This window comes from Paenarthrobacter sp. NPDC090522 (genome assembly GCF_044769225.1).
Classification (GTDB): Bacteria; Actinomycetota; Actinomycetes; order Actinomycetales; family Micrococcaceae; genus Arthrobacter.
Genome location: NZ_JBIVXL010000002.1, coordinates 26,538 through 50,759, shown reverse-complemented (window position 1 = coordinate 50,759; position 24,222 = coordinate 26,538). Strand labels below are relative to the sequence as shown.

The 24,222-nt window shown below is 64.9% G+C and carries 18 protein-coding genes; 14 read left to right on the top strand and 4 right to left on the bottom strand.

Annotated elements, in window-relative coordinates:
• Positions 1–6 precede the first annotated feature (6 nt).
• Genes ACIQT2_RS02325 through rsmD form a run of 3 tightly spaced genes read left to right on the top strand, consistent with a single transcriptional unit; the run spans position 7 to position 3,853 of the window.
• Positions 7–1,005: a DAK2 domain-containing protein gene (locus tag ACIQT2_RS02325; RefSeq protein ID WP_402943756.1), complete on the top strand. Its 999-nt coding sequence runs from the start codon at positions 7–9 to the stop codon at positions 1,003–1,005.
• Positions 995–3,250 (top strand): ATP-dependent DNA helicase RecG, encoded by a 2,256-nt coding sequence (locus ACIQT2_RS02320; RefSeq protein WP_402943217.1) that lies wholly within the window; start codon positions 995–997, stop codon positions 3,248–3,250. Before ACIQT2_RS02325 ends, ACIQT2_RS02320 begins: the two co-directional genes overlap by 11 nt.
• A gap of 36 nt (positions 3,251–3,286) precedes the next feature.
• Positions 3,287–3,853 carry a 16S rRNA (guanine(966)-N(2))-methyltransferase RsmD gene (rsmD, locus tag ACIQT2_RS02315; RefSeq protein ID WP_400330452.1) on the top strand — a complete coding sequence of 189 codons (567 nt, stop codon included), beginning with the start codon at positions 3,287–3,289 and terminating at the stop codon, positions 3,851–3,853.
• A 33-nt stretch (positions 3,854–3,886) separates the two neighbouring features.
• Here rsmD and ACIQT2_RS02310 read toward each other — a convergent pair whose 3' ends face one another.
• The gene (locus ACIQT2_RS02310; RefSeq protein ID WP_400330455.1) at positions 3,887–4,570 is read right to left on the bottom strand and encodes a spermidine synthase; all 684 of its coding nucleotides are present in this window, start codon (positions 4,568–4,570) and stop codon (positions 3,887–3,889) included.
• A 104-nt stretch (positions 4,571–4,674) separates the two neighbouring features.
• Positions 4,675–5,913: an aminotransferase class I/II-fold pyridoxal phosphate-dependent enzyme gene (locus ACIQT2_RS02305; RefSeq protein ID WP_400330459.1), complete on the bottom strand. Its 1,239-nt coding sequence runs from the start codon at positions 5,911–5,913 to the stop codon at positions 4,675–4,677.
• Between the two features lie 35 nt (positions 5,914–5,948).
• Here ACIQT2_RS02305 and coaD point away from each other — a divergent pair, with 35 nt between their 5' ends.
• The 9 genes from coaD (at position 5,949) to ACIQT2_RS02260 (ending at position 12,593) form a co-directional block, all read left to right on the top strand.
• On the top strand, positions 5,949–6,449 hold the full coding sequence (gene coaD, locus ACIQT2_RS02300; RefSeq protein WP_400269087.1) for a pantetheine-phosphate adenylyltransferase: 501 nt from the start codon (positions 5,949–5,951) through the stop codon (positions 6,447–6,449).
• Positions 6,450–6,616: 167 nt separating this feature from the next.
• Positions 6,617–7,144 carry a YceD family protein gene (locus tag ACIQT2_RS02295; RefSeq protein WP_400269088.1) on the top strand — a complete coding sequence of 176 codons (528 nt, stop codon included), beginning with the start codon at positions 6,617–6,619 and terminating at the stop codon, positions 7,142–7,144.
• A gap of 33 nt (positions 7,145–7,177) precedes the next feature.
• Positions 7,178–7,381, top strand: a complete 204-nt coding sequence (gene rpmF / locus ACIQT2_RS02290; RefSeq protein WP_207614841.1) for a 50S ribosomal protein L32 — start codon at positions 7,178–7,180, stop codon at positions 7,379–7,381.
• A 23-nt stretch (positions 7,382–7,404) separates the two neighbouring features.
• Complete coding sequence (gene rnc, locus ACIQT2_RS02285; RefSeq protein ID WP_402943212.1) at positions 7,405–8,133, top strand: ribonuclease III; 729 nt, start codon at positions 7,405–7,407, stop codon at positions 8,131–8,133.
• Positions 8,134–8,136: 3 nt separating this feature from the next.
• Positions 8,137–9,084 (top strand): bifunctional DNA-formamidopyrimidine glycosylase/DNA-(apurinic or apyrimidinic site) lyase, encoded by a 948-nt coding sequence (gene mutM, locus ACIQT2_RS02280; protein WP_402943209.1) that lies wholly within the window; start codon positions 8,137–8,139, stop codon positions 9,082–9,084.
• Between the two features lie 60 nt (positions 9,085–9,144).
• Positions 9,145–9,579, top strand: a complete 435-nt coding sequence (locus ACIQT2_RS02275) for a hypothetical protein (RefSeq protein ID WP_402943206.1) — start codon at positions 9,145–9,147, stop codon at positions 9,577–9,579.
• Entirely contained in the window at positions 9,576–10,274 is a 699-nt protein-coding gene (locus ACIQT2_RS02270; protein ID WP_402943203.1) for a hypothetical protein, read from the top strand. Before ACIQT2_RS02275 ends, ACIQT2_RS02270 begins: the two co-directional genes overlap by 4 nt.
• Positions 10,275–10,281: 7 nt before the next feature.
• Positions 10,282–11,568, top strand: coding sequence for an MFS transporter (locus ACIQT2_RS02265; protein WP_402943199.1), 1,287 nt, complete (start codon positions 10,282–10,284; stop codon positions 11,566–11,568).
• A complete protein-coding gene (locus tag ACIQT2_RS02260; RefSeq protein WP_402943196.1) occupies positions 11,565–12,593 on the top strand; it encodes a TolB family protein in 1,029 nt (342 codons plus the stop codon). The genes ACIQT2_RS02265 and ACIQT2_RS02260 overlap by 4 nt, the downstream gene beginning before the upstream one ends.
• A gap of 161 nt (positions 12,594–12,754) precedes the next feature.
• Here the strand turns inward: ACIQT2_RS02260 and ACIQT2_RS02255 are convergent, their stop codons facing one another.
• Positions 12,755–17,647: a DUF4082 domain-containing protein gene (locus ACIQT2_RS02255; RefSeq protein WP_402943193.1), complete on the bottom strand. Its 4,893-nt coding sequence runs from the start codon at positions 17,645–17,647 to the stop codon at positions 12,755–12,757.
• Positions 17,648–17,994: 347 nt separating this feature from the next.
• On the opposite strand from ACIQT2_RS02255, the gene smc reads away from it, so the two are divergent.
• Both smc and ftsY read left to right on the top strand, forming a co-directional pair.
• Positions 17,995–21,582 carry a chromosome segregation protein SMC gene (smc, locus tag ACIQT2_RS02250; protein WP_402943190.1) on the top strand — a complete coding sequence of 1,196 codons (3,588 nt, stop codon included), beginning with the start codon at positions 17,995–17,997 and terminating at the stop codon, positions 21,580–21,582.
• 20 nt (positions 21,583–21,602) lie between these two features.
• A complete protein-coding gene (gene ftsY, locus ACIQT2_RS02245) occupies positions 21,603–22,808 on the top strand; it encodes a signal recognition particle-docking protein FtsY (RefSeq protein WP_402943187.1) in 1,206 nt (401 codons plus the stop codon).
• On the opposite strand, the gene ACIQT2_RS02240 is transcribed toward ftsY, so the two are convergent.
• Positions 22,805–24,040, bottom strand: a complete 1,236-nt coding sequence (locus ACIQT2_RS02240) for an MFS transporter (RefSeq protein ID WP_400330485.1) — start codon at positions 24,038–24,040, stop codon at positions 22,805–22,807. The two genes, ftsY and ACIQT2_RS02240, sit on opposite strands and share 4 nt — an antisense overlap.
• Between the last annotated feature and the right edge of the window lie 182 nt (positions 24,041–24,222).

The window sequence follows — 24,222 nt, the reverse complement described above, 5'->3', positions numbered from 1 at the left end:
CACGCCATGAAGCGTTGGCTCGGCAAGGCTGAGGTGGTCCTCGGCAACCACAGCGACCGCCTCAATGCGATCAACATCTTCCCTGTTGCGGACGGCGATACGGGAACCAACTTGTATCTCACGGTCCGCGCCGCGGCTGGCGCGCTGGGTAACGGCCCGGAGTCCCCTGACACCGGAAACGACGTTGGCGCCGTACTGGCCCGGGCCGGGCAGGCTGCCATGGAACAGGCAAGGGGCAATTCGGGGACACTCTTCGCCGTCTTCCTCTGCGCGGCGGCCGAGCCACTGGCGGGCAAGTCCAGGCTGAGCGCCCCGTTGCTTGCCACGGCCCTGAACCGGGCGCAGATCCGGGCCTGGTCCGCGTTGAGCGAACCGGTATCCGGCACCATGCTGTCCGTCCTGGAAGCGGCCGCGCATGCGGCACAGGCCGTGGACGCCACCCAGAACGGCGACGACAGCAACCACGCCCTCGGCCTGGCACTGGATGCCACCGTTGAGGCCGCCTACCAGGCTGTGGTGCGTACCGAGGACGAGCTCGCTCCGCTCCATGAAGCGCGGGTGGTGGATGCCGGGGGCGTAGGTATGCTCCTGGTGCTGGACTGCCTGCGTTCGGCCGTGCTCGGTGAAGAGTTGCAGGACGAACTCCTGGACGGCTTGCACGGCTACAAACTCCAGGATCCACATATCCACGAGCACATGCCTGCCGACGACGGCGTGGAGGTCATGTGCACCATTGAGCTTTCGCCTTTGAACGCTGCCATCCTGCGCCAGCGCCTGGACGAAATGGGCGACTCCGTCATCATGAGCCAGGTGGGCGGCGCCTCACGGAGCGATGATGACGACGACGATTCCCCGGTGGATGCCAGTTACCGGTGGCGGGTCCATGTCCACGTACCCGATCCTGAACCCGCCGTGGCCCTCATCCGTTCGTTGGGGGAGCCCACAGACATCGCGGTCAGCCAGTTGGCCCTGCCGCGTGACGCAATGGGCGGGCATGACGACTGAAGTGGAATTGCCGCTTGAACGCAGGATCGGAAAGCGCTCCGCGGCTGTCATTGAAAAGCACCTTGGACTGCGGACCACCGGCGCCCTGCTCAACTATTTTCCGCGGAGGTACCTCAACCGTGGGGAACTGACGCCCATCAGCAACCTTCCCCTCGATGAGGAAGTGACCCTGATTGCCCGGGTACTCTCCAACAGCACCCGGCAGATGCGTGCCCGCCGTGGTTCCATCACTGACATCGTGGTGACTGACGAGGCCGGCGGAAGCCATGTCCCCGGCACCTTGAAGGTCAGTTTCTTCAACGGGTTCCGCGCCAAGGCCGAGCTGTTGCAGGGCCGCCGTGCCATGTTCTCCGGAAAGGTCACACGGTACGCCGGCGCCTTGGGCCTGACCAACCCGGACTTCCTCCTGCTGGATGAAGATCCGGATGCCGAGGGCTCCATCGATCCCGGGAAGCTTGCAGCCATGCCCATCCCGGTCTACCCGGCCACTGCCAAGCTCACCAGCTGGTCCATCCATAAGGTCATCACTGCGCTGCTGGAAACCCTGGACCTCGATGCTTTGGCCGATCCGCTCCCCGGATCCGTCGTGGCGAGGGATGGCCTGCTGAGCGTGGCCGATGCCTACCGCTTGATCCACTCACCGGAGACTGCAAAGGACTGGCAGCGGGCCCAGGGCCGCTTCCGGTACCAGGAAGCGCTGGTCCTGCAAACGGCCCTGGCCCGGCGGCGGGCACAGTTGGCTGCCGAAGAAGCGACAGCCCGTCGTCCGGCTGCCGGGGGACTGCTGGCGGAGTTTGACCGGAACCTGCCCTTCACCCTGACTGCCGGCCAGTCCGCGGTGGGCAAGACGCTGTCGGAGGAGCTCGCGCGGGACACACCCATGAACCGCCTCCTGCAAGGAGAGGTGGGTTCCGGAAAGACGATCGTTGCCCTCCGGGCGATGCTCCAGGTGGTGGATGCCGGAGGCCAGGCGGCGCTGCTTGCTCCCACGGAAGTGCTGGCTGCCCAGCACTTCGATTCCATTCGAAGGACCCTGGGAGGGCTGGCACGCGATCAATTGTTCGGCGGTGCCGGAATGCTCGGAGGGGACTCCGGACAGCAGGGAGTCCAAGTCACACTCCTGACGGGCTCCATGTCCACCGCGGCACGGAAACAGGCCATGCTCGACGCCGCCTCCGGCAACGCCGGGATCGTCATCGGTACGCACGCCCTCTTGAGCGACAAGACGAGCTTCCAGGACCTCGGCCTGATCGTGGTGGACGAACAGCACCGTTTTGGCGTGGAACAGCGCGATGCGCTGCGGGCCAAGGCGCTGAGGCCACCCCATTTGTTGGTCATGACTGCCACGCCCATTCCCCGGACGGTCGCCATGACGGTCTTTGGCGATCTTGAGACATCCATCCTTGATGAATTGCCCGCGGGCCGCGCTCCCATTTCCACCCATGTGGTGGGCTTGGCGGAAAACCCCGGATGGGTGGACCGGATTTGGAAGCGGTCCCGGGAAGAAGTGGAAGCCGGCCACCAGGTCTACGTGGTCTGCCCCAAAATCGGTTCGGACGACGACGGTGACTTCAGCCCCGGAGAAAAGGAACCTACCGACGCCGAACTGTCGGAGGAAGGGCCGGGGCGCGAACTCGCCTCGGTGACAGCCGTCGTCGAAAGCCTCCTGGATGAGCCGTCGTTGGCAGGTGTGCCCCTGGCGCCACTGCATGGGCGGCAGGATCCGCAGCTGAAGTCGGAGACCATGGCTTCCTTCGCGGCCAATGAAACCAAAGTGCTGGTTTCCACCACCGTGATCGAGGTGGGCGTCGATGTCCACAATGCCACCCTCATGGTGATCCTCGACGCCGACCGCTTCGGCATCTCGCAGCTGCACCAGTTGCGTGGCCGGGTTGGCCGTGGCGGGCTGCCCGGGACGTGCCTCCTGGTCACCACCTTGGAACCCGGGCACCCCAGCCGTCGCCGGCTGGATGCCGTAGCGTCCACCACCGATGGCTTCGAGTTGTCCCAGGAGGACCTGAAGCTGCGGCGCGAGGGGGACATCCTCGGGGCTTCGCAGTCGGGCGGCCGTTCCACCCTGAAACTACTGCGCGTCCTGGAACACGAGGACCTGATTGCCCGCGCCCGTGCGGATGCACAGGCTGTGGTTTCCGGGGATCCGTCCCTGGATCGCCAGCCGGCACTGGCTGCAGCCATTGACGAGTACTTGAATCCCGAAAAGGAGGCGTTCCTTGAGCGCGGTTAGCAACAGCGGAACCCGGCCGGTGCCCGGAGGCCTGGCATGAGCCGGGTCATCGCCGGCGTCGCCGGAGGGAACCCGCTCACCAGCGTGCCCGGTACCGCAACCAGGCCCACGACGGACCGGGTCAAGGAAGCGCTCTTTTCGCGGCTGGAGTCGCTGGCCGTGATTGACGACGCCCGGGTGCTGGACCTCTACGCAGGCTCGGGCTCCTTGGGCATCGAAAGTGCCAGCCGCGGAGCGCGGAGCGTTGAACTGGTTGAATTCGATGGCCGTGCCAGCGACATCTGCCAGCGCAATGCGGATATGGTCAACCAGGTCCTGGGCGGCAAGAAGGTGTCCGTCCACCGTTCCAAGGTGGAGTCCTTCCTGGAACGCGCCGGCGAGGCTGCTTTGTGGGACTTGGTCTTCCTCGACCCGCCCTATCCCTTGGAGGAACCGGCGCTCAGTGCGGTCCTGGCCAAGCTGGCGCCCCACCTGGACGAAGGTGCCGTGGTGGTGGTGGAACGCTCATCGAGGAGTCCCGAACCGACGTGGCCTGAAACGCTGGAGTGTTTTGCCGACAAGAAGTACGGCGAAACCATGCTCTGGTTTGCCGAACCGGCCTGAGGATCCGGCAATGCCCCATCCGGAAGAACCCGCCTAGCCGGAGATCTTGTCCAGGTCCACGCCAGTCAGCACGGTGGCAGGGTGCGGGCCACGTGCCAGGAGCTCTGACGTCCAGGCCGGGGACCACCTTGTTTGCGTCCCCACCAGGATGATGTTTCCCGGATACCGGCCCTCGAACATCCCGGTTTCGGCGAAGGCCGCAACGTCAGCCATCGCTTCCCGCATGGCTTTCACCTGGCTGCGCACCAGGGTGAGCGCCGGTTCGTCGCCCACATTCACTATCAGCACTCCGTTCGGATTGAGCCGTCGGGCCGCCTCTTCATAGAAGCCGGTGCACGCAATGTGGGCCGGAGCGTCCGGGCCGGAGAAGATGTCAAGGATGACGACGTCGAAACGCAGTTCGGCAGGCAGCTCCGCCAGGGCGGCACGGGCATCCGCGATATGCGTCGTGAGCCGTGTCCCGTCAGGCATGGGCAACCGGTGGAGGACAAAGTCCAGCAGTTCCCGTTCAAGTTCCACGGCGTGCTGTCCGGAGCCCGGACGCGTTGCCTGGATGTAGCGGGCCAGCGTCAAAGCCCCCGCGCCGAGATGGAGGGCGGAAATGGGCGTTCCAGGGGCCGCTGCAAGATCCACCACATGGCCGATCCTCCGCAGGTACTCGTAGAAGATCTCCGCAGGGTTCGCGAGGTTGACGTGGGACTGTTCGGCGCCGCCCATGCTGAGGATGTAGCTGCCGGGTACCAGCGTGTCGGCCTCGATGCTGGCGTGGACGCCACTTGCACGGAGGAAGCGGGACGCCCCGTGGCTGCCGCCGGGGCGGTTCAGAGCCGGTCCTTCAACGTTGCGAGCCGTGACGCGGCTTCCTGCAGAACTTCGGTTTTCTTGCAGAAGGCGAAACGCAGGAGGCTCCGGGTACGTTCTGCTCCTTCCTCGTGGCAGAAAACCGGAACCGGAATGGCAGCGACGCCCACCAGGTCCGGGAGTCGTCGCGCCAGGTCTACTGAATCGCCGATTCCCAAGGGGGCCGTGTCCACGTTGATGAAATAGGTTCCGCTGGGGATGTAGACCCCAAAACCTGCGGCCCGGAGGCCGTCGGCAAGGATGTCGCGTTTGTGCTGCAACGTGTCCGCGATCTCCGCGTAGAAGCTGTCCGGCAGCGCAAGCCCCACCGCCACTGCGCTTTGGAAGGGTGTGCCGGAGCTGTAACTGAGGAACTGCTTGACCGTGCGGGCAGCCGCCACCAGCTCCGCGGGACCACTCAGCCAGCCAATTTTCCATCCCGTGAAAGAAAAGGTCTTTCCGGCGGAGGAGATGGTGATGGTCCGCATGGCGGCGCCGGGCAGCGAGGCAACCGGAAGATGGGCCACCCCGAAGGTCAAGTGCTCGTAGACTTCGTCGCTGACAATGATGGCGTCGTACTTCGTGGCGAGTTCCACCACCTTGGCCAGTGCCTCGCGGGTCAACACCGAACCCATGGGATTGTGGGGGTTGTTCAGGAGCACCACCTTGGTGCGGTGGCTGAAGGCGCGCTCCAGGGCGTCAAGGTCCGGTTGGAAGTCCGGGGCCAGCAGGGGAGCGGTGACGTGCTTGGCCCCTGTCAGGCCGATGATCGCGCCGTACGAGTCGTAGAACGGTTCGAAAGTCAGGACTTCATCGCCGGGCTGGACGAACGCCAGGAGCGAGGCGGCGATGGCCTCGGTGGCTCCGGTGGTAATGACCACCTCGGTGAGCGGGTCGGGGGCCAGCCCGTAGAAGCGCTCCTGGTGTTGGGCAACGGATTCGCGCAATTGCGGGATGCCCTTCCCTGGTGCATATTGGTTGGCGCCTGCGGTGATCGCGGCCTGCGCGGCGGCCTTCATTTCGGCGGGTCCGTCTTCGTCGGGGAAGCCTTGGCCCAGGTTGATGGCGCCCGTGGACATGGCCAAGGTGGTCATCTCCTCGAAGATCGTTACACCGAGCTTCCCATCCGGCGCCAGCAGGTTGGCGCCCGTCGCCGCCCGCTGCCATGGAGTACTTGTATGGACTGGTGCGCTGCTTCCTGCCGGTGACATGTCAGCCATGGTATCCCGGTGAAGCTTTGGGGTAGGTTCGACTCATGAGACGCGCGGTATGCCCAGGATCCTTTGACCCGATTCACAACGGCCATCTCGAAGTGATCGCCCGCGCCGCCGGGTTGTTCGATGAAGTCATCGTGGCCGTGTCCACCAACTACGCCAAGAAATACCGGTTCAGTCTTGAGGACCGGATGGAGATGGCCCGCGAAACCCTTGCGTCGTTGCGTGGAATCATCGTGGAGCCCATGGGCGAAGGGCTCCTGGCGGAGTATTGCCGCCGCCGTGGCGTCTCGGCCATCGTCAAGGGCCTCCGGTCGTCCTCGGACTTCGACTATGAATTGCCCATGGCCACCATGAACCGCCAACTTTCCGGCGTCGAAACCGTGTTCCTTCCGGCTGAAGCACATTACGTGCACCTGTCTTCCACCCTGATCAAGGAAATCAACGCCCTGGGTGGCGATATTTCCGATTTCGTTCCCAAATCCGTCCTGAGGCGGCTCCTTGCGGGCGAGCCTCCGGCAGAAGTGCCCCGCAACGGGTAGTCTGTAACCCGTGCCTTCACAGCGCCATGCTGGAGGATTCCCCACCGTAGCCGCGAGCCCTTGGCGTGCGCGGCGCCGGTTTGAGTCCTCAAGCGTGATCAGGCTAAGATGGTACGTCGGTCATATGTTCTACAGGAGTTCTCATTAAGCGAGATGCAAGTTCGCCCTTGGCATTGTTGGTCAAGGACCTGGGACGCAGTCCCGGGACCATGCGGACGCTCACGGAACATGTACCTGCACCGAGTGATCTTGGTGTGGCACTCATTGGCGTGGAGGAAGGCTCGGATGTCGAGCTGGATCTCAGGCTTGAGGCCGTGCACGAAGGAATCTTGGTATCTGGAACCGCAATCGTCGGCGTAACCGGTGAATGCGGTCGATGCCTGGATCCCCTTGCGTATGACCTTGAGGTCAATGTGCAAGAACTTTTCTTCTACGAAGGCGAAGAGCTTTCTGCCGAAGAAGACGATGAAGAGCAACGTCGAGTCGAGCACGATCTGATCGATCTTGAGCCGGTGTTGCGGGACGCAGTAGTCACCATGCTGCCGTTCCAGCCGGTGTGCCGGGAAGACTGCCAGGGCCTTTGCTCCGAATGCGGAGTGCGCCTGGAAGACGAGCCGGGGCACCACCACGAGGTCCTGGACCCTCGCTGGGCTGCCCTAGCTGATCTGGCTAAGACTGACCGGCAAACTGATTAGTAACTGTTGGACTAAGAGAGAAATGAGATAGCCGTGGCTGTTCCCAAGCGGAAAATGTCTCGCGCAAACACACGCGCACGTCGTGCCCAGTGGAAGGCAACTGCCCCCGCCCTGGTCAAGACCATCGAAAACGGTCAGGTCGTTTACAGCCTGCCGCACCAGGCAAAGGTCGTCACCGACTCCGCCGGCACCGCGCTGTTCCTTGAATACAAGGGCCGCAAGGTCGCAGACGCCTGATCTGCCGCACAGGCTGACAAAGGATGTCTTCAACTGAAGAGCTTCTGAAGCGTCTCGGTGTCTTCATTGACACCGAGACGCTTCGTCTTGCTCTGACACACCGCTCCTACGCGTACGAGAATGGGGGTATCCCCACCAATGAGCGCCTTGAGTTCCTCGGCGACTCCATCCTGGGATTCTCCGTTACCGATTCCTTGTACCGCGAGCACCCCGAACTCCCCGAAGGCGAACTCGCCAAGAGGCGTTCCGCCGTCGTCAGTACGCGCGCCCTGGCCGGCATTGGCCGGACACTTGGCGTTGGCGAGTTCATCTACCTCGGCCAAGGCGAAAAGCTGACCGACGGCAAGAACAAGGCGTCCATCCTCGCCGACACCATGGAAGCCCTGATCGGCGCCACCTATCTTTCCAATGACATGGAGACCGCCCGCCAGCTGGTCATGCGCCTGGTGGGTCCGCTGCTCCAGGACGCCGGTGCCCTCGGTGCCGGTACCGACTGGAAGACCAGCATCCAGGAACTGACGGCCAGCAGGCAGCTCGGCGCCATCCACTACGCTGTGGAAGGTTCCGGACCGGACCACGCCCGCACCTTCGAAGCCGTCCTGATCATCGGCGGTACCCCCTATGGCCGCGGGTCCGGCCACTCCAAGAAGGAAGCCGAGCAGGAGGCCGCCGCGGATGCGTGGCGTGCCCTGAACACGCCGGAACAGCCTCCAGCAGGCCAAGAAACTGCGGCCGGGCCGGCATCCGCCTGACCCATGCCTGAACTTCCCGAGGTAGAAGTGGTGCGTCGCGGGCTGGCCCGTTGGGTACGCGGCCGCCGCATCACCGGTGTGGACGTCATCGACGCCCGCTCCATCCGCCGGCATGCGTTGGGTGCCGAGGACTTCATTGGAAACCTGGAACACGCCACGGTGTTGGACGTGGTGCGCCGCGGCAAATTCCTGTGGATGCCGCTGGCCATGGACAGGGCAGACCTGACACTGCCCAGGGTGGCGCTCATGGCGCACTTGGGCATGAGCGGGCAACTGTTAATGCAGGATCCACACGTGCCGGACGAAAAACACCTCAAAGTCCGGCTTCGGCTCAGCGAAGCGGACGGAATGCCGGAGCAACTGCGGTTTGTGGATCAGCGGATCTTCGGGGGCCTGTTCGTTACCTCGCTTGTTCCCACCTCCGACGGCGGACCCGGCGGACTGGGGGAGACGCCCTTGCCGGAGATCGCGGAGGAAGCCGCACACATCGCCCGTGACCCGCTGGATCCGCATTTCTCGTTCGACACCTTCTACCGCAAGGTGAAATCGAAGAAAACCGGTCTCAAGCGAGCGCTCCTGGACCAGTCCCTGATCTCCGGTATTGGCAACATCTACGCCGATGAAGCCCTCTGGCTGGCGCAAATGCACTACGCCAGGCCAACGGACAAGTTGCGGCGCGGCGATGCGGAGCGCCTGGTGGACGCCGTCAGGGACGTCATGAATGCCGCACTCGATGCCGGCGGGACCAGCTTCGATTCGCTGTACGTCAACGTCAACGGTGACTCCGGCTACTTTGCGCGCTCCCTTAATGCGTACGGCCGGGAAGGCGAAACGTGCCGCCGCTGCGAGTCAGTTGGCCTGCACACCATGATCAAGCGCGAACAGTTCATGAACCGCTCTTCCTACACGTGTCCGGTGTGCCAGCCGCGCCCACGGAACGGGCGCTGGTAACCGGAGTTTCACAGGGGCAAAACTGTTCCGGATTCCGGGTGGCAATGGTTTACTGTCCCCATGAAAAGCTTGGCGGTAAAAATCGCCATCGCACTGGTTTTCAACGCCATCACGTTGTGGGTGGCGTCAGTTTTACCCGGGGTCCGTTTGGGAGCCGGGTTCCTCTGGGCCGTCATCGTGTTCACCGCGGCCACCATCCTGGTCAAGCCCCTGGTCCATGGGCTGTTCCGCCGGCGCACGCGAACTTCCAGCCGCCCCAGGACATGGCTGGTGACAAAAGGTGCCACCGTCCTTGCCGGGCTGGTGGCCACCGTGCTCATCCTCCTCTTGACCGGCATTTTTTCCCATGGATTCCTCATCAACGGCCCTGTTGGCTGGATATCTGCAACGGTGGTGATCTGGTTGGCATCGTTCATCTATGATTTCGTCGACGACGGCCTCGAAGCGAGGGCGCACCAGCTGCTGGGCGGCGCGGCAAGTACAGGAAAGCCATGAACGCGCGGCGGTTGGTGATTGCCGGACTGGGCCTCGCCCTGCTGATTGCCGTCATCGCTGTGGTCCTTGACCAGATGGCGGTGCGGCCTTCGGCCACCACAGCCCAGGGATCCTCATCCGCCAGCCCGGCGGCATCGTCGTCCGCCGCCCCGGTCCCGGGGAGCACCGCCGGCTCCGGTGCGGGTGAGCAGCCGTCCGGAAGTCCGACGTCGGGCAGTCCGGCGGGAGCGGAAGGTTCCGGGGAGCAGCCCAGCGCCAAACCGCTGGAGGTCCTTCCGCCCGTAACGTCCACTCCCACGGGGCTCCCTGCGCCGTCGGCGCCGGCTCCACTCCTCAAGGGAAGCCTGCCTCCTGCGGGCTCGGCGAGCGGCAAGGTAGTGGACGGCTGGCCCAGCGACATCCTGGCCCTCCCCGCAGGCACCACTGTGGGCTCAACCAGCATTTCGACGTCGGATGACGTCATGCAGCTTTCTGCGGACGGGATCGTTGGCAAGACCCAGCAGGCAGTCCTGGACTCCTTCCGTGCCTCCTTGGTTCCGCACGGATTTTGGTCGGAGGACGCTCCTGCCGGCGATGGCGCCGTCGCAGCGAGGTTCGTGCGGGGCACCGATACTGTGACGGTGTCTGTGTCGACGACGGGCACCGGCAACTCGAGGTTCCAACTTTTGGGCAGCTTGCACTCAACGGCGGACTAGGGGCACCATGTACATTTCTCTCTCCGATCGCAGCGGCGGCAAAAAGGAAAAGCCGGATGGCACGAAAACGGCACTTCCCCACGAGGTGCCGTTTCGTTTGTCGCCCATCATCATTTGGCTTGGCATCGTCAGCATGGTCACGGACGTCTCCTCGGAATCGGTCACGGCCATCCTCCCGCTGTATGTGACCGGGTTCCTGGGACTGTCCACCATTGCCTTTGGCTTCATTGACGGCATCAACCAAGGCGCCAGCGCGATCGTCCGGATTGCCGCGGGGTGGGCCGCAGACCGGAGCGGCCACCCGAAACGGATCGCGTTGGCCGGCTACGGCCTGTCCATGCTGGCCAGGATCGGGTTCCTGTTCGCAGGCGGGTTCTGGGCCATCGCCGCGATTGTGACGGGCGACCGCATCGGCAAGGGAATCCGCACGGCTCCACGCGATGCGCTCATCACGGTGTCCGCGCAACCCGAACACCTGGCACGCTCCTTCGGCATCCACCGGATGCTGGACAATATCGGTGCGGCGGCAGGCCCGCTGATCGCCTTCCTCGTGTTGCTGGTCATCCCCAACGGCTTCAGCACCGTCTTTGTGGTGTCTCTGGCGTTTGCCGTCATTGGCGTGACCGTCCTGGGGCTTGTGGTGCCGGACCTGCAAGCGGGCGGGCTGAAACAGGGACTCTCCAAGGAGCAACGCCGGATCTTCGCCTTCTCCTGGAAGCACTTGAAGGAACCGGGCCTCGGGCGGCTCCTGATTGCCGCCGGCTTGCTGGGATTGGTGACCATTGGTGACGGGTTCATCTACCTGGTCCTCCAGGACCGGGACTCGTTCGCGGTCCAGTGGTTCCCGCTCCTGTTCGTAGGGACCAACGTGGCCTTCCTGGCGCTGGCCGTTCCCTTGGGCCGGCTCGCTGACCGGTTCGGCAAAGTCCCGGTGTTCATCGCCGGACACCTCGCCCTGTTGGCGTGCTACCTGTTGGCGGCCGCACCCCTTGGCGGGCTCTGGGCCACCATCCTCTGCCTGGTCCTCCTCGGCGCCTTCTATGCCGCCACGGACGGCGTGCTGGCCGCGTTGGCTGCCCAATTGACGCCACAGGGAAAACTGGCCACCGGCATAGCCTCGGCCCAGACGGTGGTGGCCCTGACCAGGATGTCGGCGTCCGCAGGTTTCGGTGTGTTGTGGTACGCCGTGGGTGCCTCGACGGCTGTCCTGCTGGCGGGGATCCTGCTCGCCTGCGCCGTGGTGGCCGTCCTGTTCATCCTTCCCGGTGCCCGTCCCCGCGTGGGCCGTGCATGAGCGCGCTGCTGACCGGCGGGAGGCTGCGTTGGGGCATTCTCCTGGCGGTGACAGCCCTCGTGCTGGCAGGGGCCGGGGTCTACGCAGTGAACGCCTACCAGCGTTTCGAGGAAAGCCGGACGGCAGCTCCATCAGTCGGTGTCACTGCCGGCCAGGCGCTGCCTTCCGTGCCCTTCGTGCTGTTCAGGAATACGGCCGCCGGGCAAGGCTACGGCAACGCCGCGACCGTGCCGTTGTCAGCGCCGGGCGGCACCCGGGCCGTGAGTGAACAGGCGTGCGACCGCGTGTACGGTACATCCTCCGAGGTGGTGTGCCTCAAGGCCAACCGCGGCCTGGTGACGGCCTTTGAAGCAGACGTCCTGAACCGGGACTGGCAGCAACAGCGATCCTGGCCCCTGACGGGCATCCCCAGCCGTACGCGGATCAGTCCGGATGGCTCGCTGATTGCCACGACGGTCTTTGTTACCGGGCACTCCTATGCGACCGCGGGATTCTCCACGGCAACCGAAATCACGCAGAACTCCGGCAGCCTGGGCAACCTTGAGGACTTCGCCCTGATGGTCAACGGCGAGCGGCTGCTGGCTACCGACAGGAACATATGGGGAGTGACGTTCGTCCCGGGGCAGAGTGACACCTTCTACGCCACGGCAGCCTCGTCCGGGCGGATCTGGCTGGTCAAGGGCAGCCTCTCCGCGAGGACACTCACCGCCGTCCACGACAACGTGGAGTGTCCGTCCATCTCGCCGGACGGTACGCGCATCGCTTACAAGAAGAACGACGGCGGGCCGCTCACCGCCCATTGGCGGGTGGCCATCCTGGATCTTGCTTCGGGCAAGGAAACTGTCCTGTCGGAGAAGCGCAGCCTGGATGACCAGATTGAGTGGCTGGACAACAACACTGTCCTCTATGGATTGGCTGACGAGACCACCGAGGGGGACAGCAACATCTGGCAGCTGGGTACCGACCCCGCTGCGCAGCCGGGACTGTTCATCGCCCATGCGTGGTCACCCAGCGTGGTCAGGTAAAGGCCGCCGTCGGATAGCCGGATGGCAGCCTGCGCCCCCGGGGTGGTTGCACGTCCCGGCGGTGCCCGGCAAACTCCCGTGCACGGCATAATGCCGGTGCCCGGTCCTGGAGTTCAGGAAGGACCGGGCACCGGCAGCTTATGAGCCCTGCTGGCGGGGTGTCAGCAAATCCGCAACAGGCCGCAGAGCAGGCCACCGGACTGGGTTGGTGAGGGGGACGGGCTGGGTGAAGGCGTTGCCGTAGCCGTGGCAGTCGCCGTGGGGGTCGGCGTCGGGGTCGGTGTGGCCGTCTGCGTCTGGGCCGGAGCCTGCAACTGCGTCTGGCCGCCGGTGGAGTACACCACGTCCACAAAGTAGTTCGTGGCATTCCACGAGCTGTTCGGCATCACGCCGCCGGTTCCGTAACGGTACAGGCCGTTGTTGGGCCCCGAAGCGGTGAACGGACCGCTGGTCCAGGTGGTGTTAAAGAAGCCCTGCGTGTACGAGTAGCGGCCGGTGGGTGCCCTGTAGGACACCACATAGGTTTGGCCCGTGGACAACGCGACCGGAGTGGACAAGGTAGCGGTCTGCCAGCCCGTCGCTGACTCATTCGTGAACGTCACCTGCGCCAGGCGCGTTCCCGCCGAGTTCCACAGCGATCCCACGTGAGTCCCGGTGTTGCCAGTGCCCTTGTAGAAACGGATACCTGTCACGTTGCCGGCCGTGGAGACGGTGAAGGCGGTGCCCAGCTCCACCGACTTGGTGTCGGTGGACGCTGCCACCTGCGGGGCCAGTGTCCCGAAGATGGTGCTTTGCTGGACCGCCGCGCTCGCCGTCGTGAACTGCCAGGTGCTCGGTGGCAGGGTCTGTCCCTGTGGGCTGGCGATGTTGGAGACGTTGGCCGTGATGACGGTGCTCGCCGGCAGGGCTGCCGTTGGGGTGAACGTCACCGTCCGTGAATCAGCGGACAACGCCGCAGAGCCGGCCACCGAAGAACCATTCGCCGTCAAGGTGAACGTGACTCCCGGGTTGACCGCTGTGGAGAACGTGATGGAAGGCTTCACGTCCGTCGGGATGGCGGTTGCCCCCGGGGACGGCACCTGTGCGGTGACGGCCAAGGACTGCGCCGGCTGGTTGAACACCACGTCCACGAGGTAGCTGGCGGTGGAATTGGTGTTCGGGAAGTCGCCGCTGTACGAGTACTCCCCGGAATCCGTGACGACGCTCAGTGGGCCGCTGGCGAAACCGTCGCCAAAGGCGCCGGCCGAGTACGAATACTTGCCCGTGGTCGTCTTGTAGGCGGCGATGTACTCGGTGTCCGCAGTGATGTTCACGGGTTGGCTGAACGTCGCCGTTTGCCATCCGGTACTGGATTCGTTGGTGAAGGTCACGGTGGCCAGCTGCTGCCCGGCCAGCGTGTACAGCGAACCGGTATGCGTACCGGTGTTGCCGCTGGACTTGTAGAAGCGGATGCCCGTGATCTGGCCCGCAATGTCGCTGCTGAACCTGACGCCCAAGGCGAGAGGCACGCCGTCGTTCACTTCGGCGGTGGTGGGCGTTTCGGTGTCCTGGTACAGCGTGCAGGGGCACACACCGGGCATCCGTGGAACGGGCACCGTGGTGAACGTCCAGGTGTTGCCTGAAATCGGCGTGCCGGACGTCGCTGTCGCCGTGACCGTGGCCGTGTAGCTTGTTCCTGCCGCCAGCGGGTTGGTGGGCGTGAAGGTGACCTTGCGGGTTGCCGTGTCATAGGCCGAGGTGCCGGCAACGGCGGTGCCACTGGCTGTCTTCAGGCCCAAGGCCACATTGGAGGCTGCCTCCGAGAGGACACCGCTTACCGGTGTGTTCAACGGAACGCTCGACGCGCCTGCAAGGGGCGTTTGGCTGCCCACTGTGAAGGCCGGGGCGGAAACCATGACCACCACGTCAACCAGGTAACTCGCCGTGGACCGGGAACTCGGGAAATCCTGGCTGTACGAGTAGGCGCCGGCATCGGAGACCGTCCGCAGCGGACCGACGCTCATGCCTGAGCCGAAGCCGTTGCTTGTTGCCGAGTAGGTTCCCGTCAGCGACTTGTAGGCGGCGATGTACTCCGTGTTGGCCGCCATCTGGACAGGCTGGCTGAACATGGCCGTCTGCCATCCTGCGCTGCTTTCATTGGCGAACGTGACCGTGGCAAGCTGCGTTCCCGTGGCCGAGTACAGGGCGCCGGTGTGCGTTCCGGTGTTACCGGCCGACTTGTAGAACCGGATGCCCGTCACCTGGCCGGCCGAGACACTGGTGAACCGTACTCCGAGCGTCAACGGCACACCGTCCTGGATCTGCGCAATGCCGGGAGTGACGCTGTCGTTGTAGAGGCTGCACGGGCACGAACCCGGTGGCGGAACGGTTGCCGCCGTGGTGAACGACCACGTCCCTCCGGACGTAACGGTGCCGCCTGTGGTGGCCGTCGCTGCGAGTGTCACGTTGTACTGCGTGCTGAAGGCCAAAGCGGCCGACGGCGTGAACGTCGCCTTCCGGGCCACGGCGTCGTAGGCCGTGGTGCCCGCAACGGCCGTGCCTGCGGCAGTGCGTACGGTCAACTGGACCGTGCCGGCCGTGACGGGCTTCGAGAAGACGCCGCTCACCGTAGTGGAGACGGACACGCTCGACGACGACGGGATGGGTGTTTGGCTCGAAACGGTCAACGGCGAGGTGTCCGTTGTGCTGAACACCGCGTCAACAAAATAGTTGCCGCCATTGAAGCTTGCCGTTGGATACCCCTGGGAGGTGCTGTACACGCCTGCGGGCTCGGCGCCGAAGCCCCCGGCAACCTTCATCGGGGCATCGTTGAACCCGGAGTAGGCCCATTGGAAGTCCTTGGTGGCATAGTGGCCCCTCGGAGCCCAATACGAAGCCGTGTACTTCTGGCCGGCGGCTACAGGCACGGGCTGGCTGAACAGCACGGTCTGCCAACCCGAGGCAGTCTCGTTGGCAAACGTCGCAGTGGCCACCCGGTCACCGGCGGCATTCCACAGCGAACCGATGTGCGTGCCCGTGTTGGCTGTGCTCTTGTAGAACCGGACACCGGTCACGAAGCCGTCCACGGACGGCGTGAACCTCATGCCCATTTCGTACGCGCCGCCGTCACCGGAATCCACGGTGGCCGGAACAGTTTGGCCAAAGACCGTGTACGGGCCGCTCAACGTCAGGTTGCGCGTGGCGATTGCGCCAATGTTCGCGCTGTCGTCAACTGCCCGCACCTGTACCGTGGCCGTTGCGAGGCCCTTTTGGATGTAGGTGTAGCTCCACGAAGCCTTCCCGGTGGCAGGGTGCCAGGAGGCGCCGCCGTCGGTGGAGACTTCGACGCCGGCCACTACTCCGCCGCCGGCGTCCGTGGCCGTGCCCGTGACAGTGACGCTGGCGCCCTGGGCGATGGTGGCCCCGTTCGCCGGAGCGTTGATGGTTGCCGTGGGGCCGGTCTTGTCGGCGCTCGCCGTCGCGGCGACCAGCCCGGATGCCAGGGTTGCCGGTTGGGCTCCCATGTCAGCGAACAGGTTGACCTGGGCCTGGCGCATCCGTGCATCGGCGGGCGCGCCGTTGCCATCGTGTTCCTGGTCCAGGCCCCATGTCCACTGGACACTGCCTGCCGAGAATACCAGTGCACCGCTCGCGGCCTTGTACAGGGTCACGTTGTGGGTTGTGGTGCCGGCCTTGACGGTGTTGCCGAAGTCCTGCAGGTATTCGGTCACTGGGCCGGTGGTGGTGGACAGCCTGACGAGTCCCGCCGGCCGGAAGCCGTTGTCCAGGTCCTCGTCAGACTCATAACCCACGGTGTGCGCGGCCAGGGCCGTCTTGGTCCCGGCGGCCATGGAAGTCAGCGAAGTATTCCGCCACAGCCGCGTTTTGCCTTCCTCGGCCGAGACAGTCACGGGGAGGTCGGAGAAATTGGACATGTACAGGGTGCCCGTCAAGCCGTTCTCGGGCAGGCCGCCGCCATTGGCCTGGGACGCGAAGCGGGGGTCGCGCCATGTTCCTGTCCATTGGGTGCTGGGATCGATCTTGTCGTTGGACCAGGTTTCCTTGTAGCACGTCAAGGTACGCCCGGCGGTGCCGTCAACGCTGGAAGGCTCGAACCGGGTACGCCAGTACATTTCGTTGCCGGAAAGGAATTGGAGGTTGACTCCGGCATCGCGGGCAGCGGTGATGTTGGTCCGTTGGTTGCCGGAGACATACTCATCGTGGCCCACCGAAAGGAAGACCTTGTGGTTCAGCAGTTCGGCGCCCCGGGTGTCGGTATCGAGTCCACTGATGTAGCTGACGTCGTAGCCGTTTTGCTCCAGGAAGCGCACCATGGGGTATTCGTTGGCGAAGTAGAAGTCGCGGCCGTCGGGACCCTCCCGGGTAGCGATCGGCCGGTTGTAGCTGATCTTGTAGGCGCGTCCGTTGACAGCACCCTGGTAGAAGTCGGCGCCGCCGTAGGTGTTGTAGGCCTGCCAGGTGGTGTCCGATGTTTGGAACACCACGGCCGAGCGGTTGCCGTCGTTGCGCACTATGAAAATGATGTGGCTTTGCCCGCCGGTATCCGGTCGGGTCAGCAAAGCGATGTAGACGCCGGAAACCGCCGTGGCGGGCACCTGCCAAGTGGCCGAAACGGCCCACGTTCCGCAGTCGTAAAGTTCGGTGGTGATGTCGCTTCGGCAGGCCGGCTGGTTTTGCCTGAAAGCCGACGGCGTGACGTCCGCAACCTTGCGGGCACCGTTGCCGCCGTACCAGCCCGTGCGGTAGATGGCGATGGTGTAGTTGGACGCGGAGGTGTCCACCTTGAACTGGATGGGCTGGCCAGCGTTGACGCTGATGGCCGTGGCGAAGCCCTGCAGGGTGTCGTCGCCCGCCCCCGTGATGTCCCATTCCGACGGCGGACTGCCGGGTTTCGAATTCTCGCACGGTATGGCATTCACCACGGGGTTGCAAGGATCTGCCGCCACCGCCGCAGGGACGGTGAACGGCAGTAGTGACGCGAACATGGCGATCAACAAGGGCACGAAGAAGCCCTTGAAGAACCGCAGTGGCCGGGAAGCTGAAGGACCGGGCATCTGAACTCCTGGGGTACGCCTATTGCAACGACGGGACCGCGCATACAGCGCGTTCCCCGCTTGCCGCTCCCCAGCCAGGGTCAAACCATGATCTTCAGTTGAAAATACCTTTGGGTGGTACCTGTGCCCGTGTTCCGAACCACAGACCGGAACCCGGTTGGACCGATTGGACCCTCAGACCAAACCGGATTACCGGAACGCGAACGCCAAGTAACCCTTGGCAGGAGTGTAGGGTTGCGGCGGTCCGGCCGCAAGGCTTTCCGGCCTCGAATCCGCGGATTTCGAGTAAACCGCAGTAGATTTGGGGGATACCGTCACCGGGGCAATTCCAGGAGAACCGAAACACCTTGCATCTGAAAAGTCTGACTGTCCGCGGATTCAAGTCGTTTGCGTCGGCTACGACGTTCGACTTTGAGCCAGGCGTCACTGCGGTGGTGGGACCCAACGGATCCGGCAAGTCCAATGTGGTGGACGCGCTGGCCTGGGTCATGGGGGAGCAGGGAGCCAAGACACTCCGCGGCGGAAAGATGGAGGACGTCATTTTCGCCGGCACCTCCGGCAGGCCGCCGCTGGGACGTGCCCACGTATCGCTGACCATCGACAATGCAGACAACGCGTTGCCCATCGAATACAGCGAAGTCACCATCTCCCGAACGCTGTTCCGCGCAGGCGGGTCAGAGTATGCGATCAACGGCGCCCCCTGCCGGCTCCTGGACATCCAGGAACTTCTCTCCGATTCCGGCCTGGGCCGTGAAATGCACGTCATCGTCGGGCAGGGCCAACTGGACCGCGTCCTGCATGCCACCCCCGAAGACCGCCGGGGATTCATCGAGGAAGCGGCCGGGATCCTGAAGCACCGGCGGCGCAAGGAAAAGACCGTCCGGAAGCTCGAAGCCATGCAGGCCAACCTGGCCCGGCTGGGCGACCTGACTGCCGAAATCCGGCGTCAATTGACGCCCTTGGGCAAGCAGGCAGAGATTGCCCGGCGCGCACAAACCGTCCAGTTCGATGTCCGCGATGCCCGCGCCCGCCTGCTTGCCGATGACCTCGTGCAGTTGACCTCAAGCCTTGAGCAGGACGTCGCCGACGAGGCAGCGCTCAAGGAACGCCGCCTCATTGTCGAAACGGAACTGGAGCACGGCCGCCGAAGCCAAGCCGCGCTGGAACAACAAGCTGCCCAGGCGACCCCACGCCTCAATGCCGCACGCGACCACTGGTACCAGTTATCGGCATCCCGTGAACGCCTGCGCTCTCTGGGTTCCCTCGCCGCGGAACGCCGCCGGCTCCTCGGTTCCTCCGAGGCCACCCCTGATACGGGACGCGATCCCGAGCAACTCGACCGCCAGGCGGCCAGGGTCCGGGAAGAGCAAGCCGCGTTGGAGCATGACCTCCTGGCCAAGCAGGCTGCGTTGATGGAGGCCACGGTTGCCAAGGATGCCGCCGAGTCGCTCGCGGCCGCCGAGGACAAACGGCTCACCGCCATGCTCAGGGCTGCGGCGGACCGACGTGAGGGCCTCGCGAGGCTTGCCGGCCAGGTGGCGGCAGCGCGTTCGCGGGCCGAGGCTGCCGAGGCTGAACGGGGCAGGATCAGGGAGTCGCTGGGGGCCGGCGACGAGCGGCGCCGCCTGGCCCAGAGCGAGTTCACGGCCCTCGAATCCCAGGTTGCGGGCGTGGAAGACGGCGAAGAAAGCCTCGACGCCGAATATGAGGACGCCAGCGATGCCCTTGAATCGGTCCTTGCCGAGATAGAGGACCTCAAAACGGCAGAGCGCCAGGGACTCCGTGAACGGGACGCCTTGACGGCCCGACGCGATGCCCTGCAACTGGGACTTAACCGCAAGGACGGCTCGGAACGGCTCCTTGCCGGGGATGTGCCCGGAATTGTTGGTCCCCTTGCTGGCATGCTCGCCATCGAAAGCGGCTACGAGGCCGCGGTCTCGGCCGCCCTGGGGCATGCGGCGGACGCCGTGGTGGCCGGCGATGCCACGAGTGCCCTCGCCGCTCTTGAACTCCTCAAGGAAGACGACGCCGGGAAGGCCGTCCTTCTCCTGGCGGACTCCGTGTCCCAGGACGGAGCTGATGCCGACGCCAGGATTCACCTTCCTTCCGGCACCCGCTGGGCCGTGGACGTCGTTAAGGTCCCGGACCCTGCTGCGCAGGGTGCGGTGTCACTCCTGGCGGGGGCGGTCGTGGTCGAGGATCTCACAGCGGCGGCCGCGGTTGTCGCGGAACATCCCCGGCTCAAGGCCGTCACCAGGAGCGGCGACGTCTTTACCGCCGCCACCGTCCAGGGCGGGTCGGCCGCGGCGCCTTCACTGCTTGAGATCCAGGCGGCAGTGGACGACGCCGACACCCGGCTCCGCGAGGTCGTCTCGGCTTTGGAACGGGGCCGGTTCGCCCTGGCCGGCGCCGAGTCGAGGCGTGCCGAAATCCAGGACCGCGCGGATGCCGCAATGGAACGGTTGCACGAATCGGACGCCCGGCTCGCCGCAGTGGCGGAACGGCTGGGGCACCTTAACTCGGTGCTGCGCAGTGCTGTCGGCGAGAGTGACAGGCTGGCTGCTTCCCTGGCAAAGGCCGAAGCGAACATTGCCGAGGCCCAGCTCGATCTGGAGGTGGCGGCCGAGCGGCTCGCAGCGGCACAGGAAGCACCGGACGATGAGCCGTCCACGGACCAGCGCGACGAACTCGCCTTGCAGGCCAGGAATGCGCGCGCCCTTGAAATGGAGGCGCGGCTTGCCCTGCGCACGGCCGAGGAACAACTGGGTGCAGTCAGCAACCGCGCGGCTTCGCTGGAGCGCGCGGCGGCGACGGAACGCCGTGCCCGTGAAGAAGCGGCCCGTCGGGCGCAGCGTCGGCGCGCGCAGGCACAAAGGGCCGCAGCGGTGGTGTTGGCCGTTGAGCACGCCCAGCGGTTCCTCGATGTGTCCGTAGAGCTCGCGGGCAGGGAACGTGACCTTGCGGAGCAGGTCCGGGAGCAGTTGGAGTCCGAACTCGTCCAGGTCAGGTCGGGAAACGAGGCCCTCGCCAAGGAACTGGCCGAGCTGACCGATTCCGTCCACAAGGACGAGCTTGCCCGGGCACAGCAGCGCCTGCGGATCGAAGCCTTGGAGGCCCGGTCCATCGAAGAACTCGGCATGTCCGCAGAGCAACTTGTGACCGACTACGGACCCGACCAGCCAGTTCCCGTTCCGGCAGCGGCCAGTACGGACAAATGGGCTGCTCTCAGGGCACCGGTGGACGAGGACGGCGAACCCATCGTCGAAGGGATCCCGTTTGTCCGCACTGAGCAGGAGAAGCGCCTTAAGAAGGCCGAGCGGGAACTCGCCGCCTTGGGCAAGGTCAACCCCTTGGCGCTTGAGGAATTCGCGGCCCTTGAGGAGCGTCACCAGTTCCTGAACACCCAGCTGGAGGACCTCAAGTCCAGCCGGAAGGACCTCCTGGACATCATCAAGGAAGTCGACGCACGCGTCCAGCAGGTGTTCACCGAAGCGTTCGCTGACACGTCGGCGCAGTTCGACCACGTCTTCGCCCGCCTCTTCCCGGGCGGAGAGGGCAGGCTGGTGCTGACGGATCCGGACGACATGCTGACGACGGGCATCGAGGTGGAAGCCCGGCCTGCCGGCAAGAAGATCAAGCGACTGTCCCTCCTCTCCGGAGGCGAACGCTCCTTGACGGCTGTTGCGCTGCTGGTGGCGATCTTCAAGGCCCGGCCTTCGCCTTTTTACGTCATGGACGAAGTGGAGGCTGCCCTGGACGACACCAACCTGGGCCGGTTGATCACCATTTTCGAGGAGCTCAGGGAGTCCAGCCAACTGATCGTCATCACGCACCAGAAACGCACCATGGAAGTTGCCGATGCCCTCTACGGCGTCACCATGCGGGGGGATGGGGTGTCAACCGTCATCAGCCAGCGGCTCGGTGCCGGGGCATAGCTTTATGAGAAGGTAGGGGAGTGAACGATTTCCTACCCATTATTCTGTCCATTGTCGCTGCCCTCGTGGTGGTCGGCGGACTGGTGCCGGTGCTGCTGAAGGCCCGGAAGTCCGGGGCGAAATATCCCGGAACGCGGGACGCCAACGACCCCCTCCAGTCGCCGGCAGCAGGCGGCGGAACCCTGGTGGAGGACCGTCCCGACGCCGTCAAGGCGCCGGCCCCCGAATTTGACGGCTCCATCGATGAGGCCGTGGCCCCGGATGACGCCGCCGGGCTGGAAACCATTGCCGTGGAGACCCCGGCTCCCGTCGAAGGCCGCCTGGCCCGCCTCCGCGCCCGCCTGGTGAAGTCCAACAACGTCCTGGGCAAGGGCCTCCTGGCCCTGCTCTCCGGAGACAAGATCGACGAGAACGTGTGGGACGAGGTGGAGGAGACCCTGCTCCTGGCCGACCTCGGTACCGAACCCACCATGGAACTGGTGGAGGCGCTCCGTGAACGCGTGAAGGTGCTGGGCACCCGCGACCCCGAGCACGTCAAGGCGATGCTGCGGGAGGAACTCATCAAGCTCGTGGATCCCGGCATGGACCGCTCGCTGAACGTTGCCCGCCAAGGCGACCGGCCCGCCGTCGTGCTTGTTGTTGGCGTGAACGGCGTCGGAAAGACCACCACGGTAGGCAAGCTGGCCCGTGTCCTGGTGGCCGAAGACAAGGACGTCCTGCTGGGCGCTGCCGATACCTTCCGGGCCGCAGCGGCCGAGCAGTTGGCAACGTGGGGACAACGTGTGGGTGTCCCCACGGTGAAGTCGGACATCGACGGCGCTGACCCGGCCTCGGTTGCGTACGAGGCCGTCAAGGCAGGCATCGACCAGGAAGTGGACGTGGTCATGGTGGACACCGCCGGCCGCCTGCAGAACAAGACCGGCCTCATGGACGAGCTCGGCAAGGTCAAGCGCGTCATCGAGAAGCTCGCCGAAGTGGATGAGGTCCTGTTGGTCCTCGATGCAACCACCGGACAGAACGGCCTGAACCAGGCACGTGTCTTTGCCGAAGTGGTGAACATCTCCGGCATCGTGCTCACCAAACTGGATGGCACGGCCAAGGGCGGAATCGTGGTCGCGATCCAGAAAACGCTGGGCGTGCCGGTCAAGCTCATCGGCCTCGGCGAAGGCCCGGACGATCTCGCTCCGTTCGAAGCCGAGGGTTTCGTCGACGCCCTGCTGAACTAGTCTTCAGCAACCACGGAGGAGTGCTTCGAGGGTTCACGCGCAGGCAGCCAGGCTGCAGCGGTGACCAGGAGCACTCCTCCTGTTATTCCAAAGGCCCAGCCGTAGCCGAGTTGGTCGGCCAGGAGGCCTGCGACCACCGGGCCGATGATCGCGCCAGTGTCCGCGGCCATCTGGAACACGGCGAGCACCTTGCCGCCGGAGCGTCCACGGCCAATGACGTCGGCGACGGCGGCTTGCTGGGCAGGGCCCAGCAGGCCCGAACCGAAGCCGGCCACTGCCGAGGCTGCGAAGAACGCCGGGAGATCAGCCGTCAAGCCGATGACCCCGGATGCCACGGCAGTGATCGCCAGCCCGGGGATGAGCAGTGGCTTGCGGCCCCAAGCGTCGGAAAGGCGCCCGGAAAAGGTCAGGGCCAAGGCGTTGCCCACGGCAAAAACAGCCAGGGCCCAGGCCGCAGTTTCCGGCCGTGACTGCAGCACGGCCGTGGCGAAGAGCGGGATGGTGGCCATGCGCACGCCGAAGGTCACCCAGCCATTGCCGAAACTCGAAAAGACCGCCGCCCGGTAGGCCGAGTCACGCAGGGCTTCCCGCAAGGGCATGGCCGGAGCGTGACCGGCCTCCGGACCATCCGTTCCCGCACCGCTGAGCATGGTCCTGACCACGAGGGCTGCCACCAGCAGCGCCCCCGCATAGGCCAGGAACGGCACCCGCAGCCCGAACCCGGCCAGGAGTCCGCCCACCACGGGGCCCAACACGCTGCCGATCAGGAACGCCGAGGCGTAGGCTCCCGAAACCCGGCCCCTGCGTTCGGGAGGCGCCAGCCTGATGAGCAGCCCCATGGCGGCAACGGTGAACATGACCGAACCGGCGCCGCCCAGTCCGCGGAAGACCAGCAGTTGCCAGTAGTTCTGGGCGAACGCACAGGCCGCGGTTGACGCGGCAACAATCAGCAAACCCGTGACGTAGACATTGCGCTCCCCGAAGCGGCCGATCAGCGCACCTCCGGCCGGCGCGAAGACCAGCCGCATGAACGCGAAGATGCTGACGATCACAGCGGCGGCTGTCGCGCCGACGTCGAACGTGGTGGCGAATTGCGGCAGCACCGGGGCCACCAGGCCGAAGCCCAATGCAATGAGGAACGCTGCGGCGAGCATCACCTTGATGTCGCGGGGGAGCGGTTCCCTGTCAGGCCTGATCCTTGGCTTCTCTGCGGATCGGGGCGACTGAGGCATGGGGTGCTGGTCCTTCGTTTTCGGGGTGTGTGACGCATGAAACATATCCGTAACAACGCGGTGATGCACCATTTACGTTGGGGAGGTTGTTGTAACCGGCCCGCAATCTAATTCCTGCGCAGGTGAAACACTGCGGCACAAAACTCTATTGCAGGACGCAAAAGGCGTCAGGACAGCGGTTG

Excerpts from the sequence above, each read along its gene's own strand:
- ACIQT2_RS02260 (WP_402943196.1), top strand. The coding sequence starts at position 11,565 with ATGAGCGCGCTGCTGACCGGCGGGAGGCTGCGTTGGGGCATTCTCCTG.
- ACIQT2_RS02320 (WP_402943217.1), top strand. The coding sequence starts at position 995 with ATGACGACTGAAGTGGAATTGCCGCTTGAACGCAGGATCGGAAAGCGC.
- mutM (WP_402943209.1), top strand. The coding sequence starts at position 8,137 with ATGCCTGAACTTCCCGAGGTAGAAGTGGTGCGTCGCGGGCTGGCCCGT.
- rsmD (WP_400330452.1), top strand. The coding sequence starts at position 3,287 with ATGAGCCGGGTCATCGCCGGCGTCGCCGGAGGGAACCCGCTCACCAGC.
- ACIQT2_RS02275 (WP_402943206.1), top strand. The coding sequence starts at position 9,145 with ATGAAAAGCTTGGCGGTAAAAATCGCCATCGCACTGGTTTTCAACGCC.
- ACIQT2_RS02325 (WP_402943756.1), top strand. The coding sequence starts at position 7 with ATGAAGCGTTGGCTCGGCAAGGCTGAGGTGGTCCTCGGCAACCACAGC.
- rnc (WP_402943212.1), top strand. The coding sequence starts at position 7,405 with ATGTCTTCAACTGAAGAGCTTCTGAAGCGTCTCGGTGTCTTCATTGAC.
- coaD (WP_400269087.1), top strand. The coding sequence starts at position 5,949 with ATGAGACGCGCGGTATGCCCAGGATCCTTTGACCCGATTCACAACGGC.
- ACIQT2_RS02240 (WP_400330485.1), bottom strand. The coding sequence starts at position 24,040 with ATGCCTCAGTCGCCCCGATCCGCAGAGAAGCCAAGGATCAGGCCTGAC.
- ACIQT2_RS02270 (WP_402943203.1), top strand. The coding sequence starts at position 9,576 with ATGAACGCGCGGCGGTTGGTGATTGCCGGACTGGGCCTCGCCCTGCTG.
- ACIQT2_RS02265 (WP_402943199.1), top strand. The coding sequence starts at position 10,282 with ATGTACATTTCTCTCTCCGATCGCAGCGGCGGCAAAAAGGAAAAGCCG.
- ACIQT2_RS02305 (WP_400330459.1), bottom strand. The coding sequence starts at position 5,913 with ATGGCTGACATGTCACCGGCAGGAAGCAGCGCACCAGTCCATACAAGT.
- ACIQT2_RS02310 (WP_400330455.1), bottom strand. The coding sequence starts at position 4,570 with ATGGGCGGCGCCGAACAGTCCCACGTCAACCTCGCGAACCCTGCGGAG.
- ACIQT2_RS02255 (WP_402943193.1), bottom strand. The coding sequence starts at position 17,647 with ATGCCCGGTCCTTCAGCTTCCCGGCCACTGCGGTTCTTCAAGGGCTTC.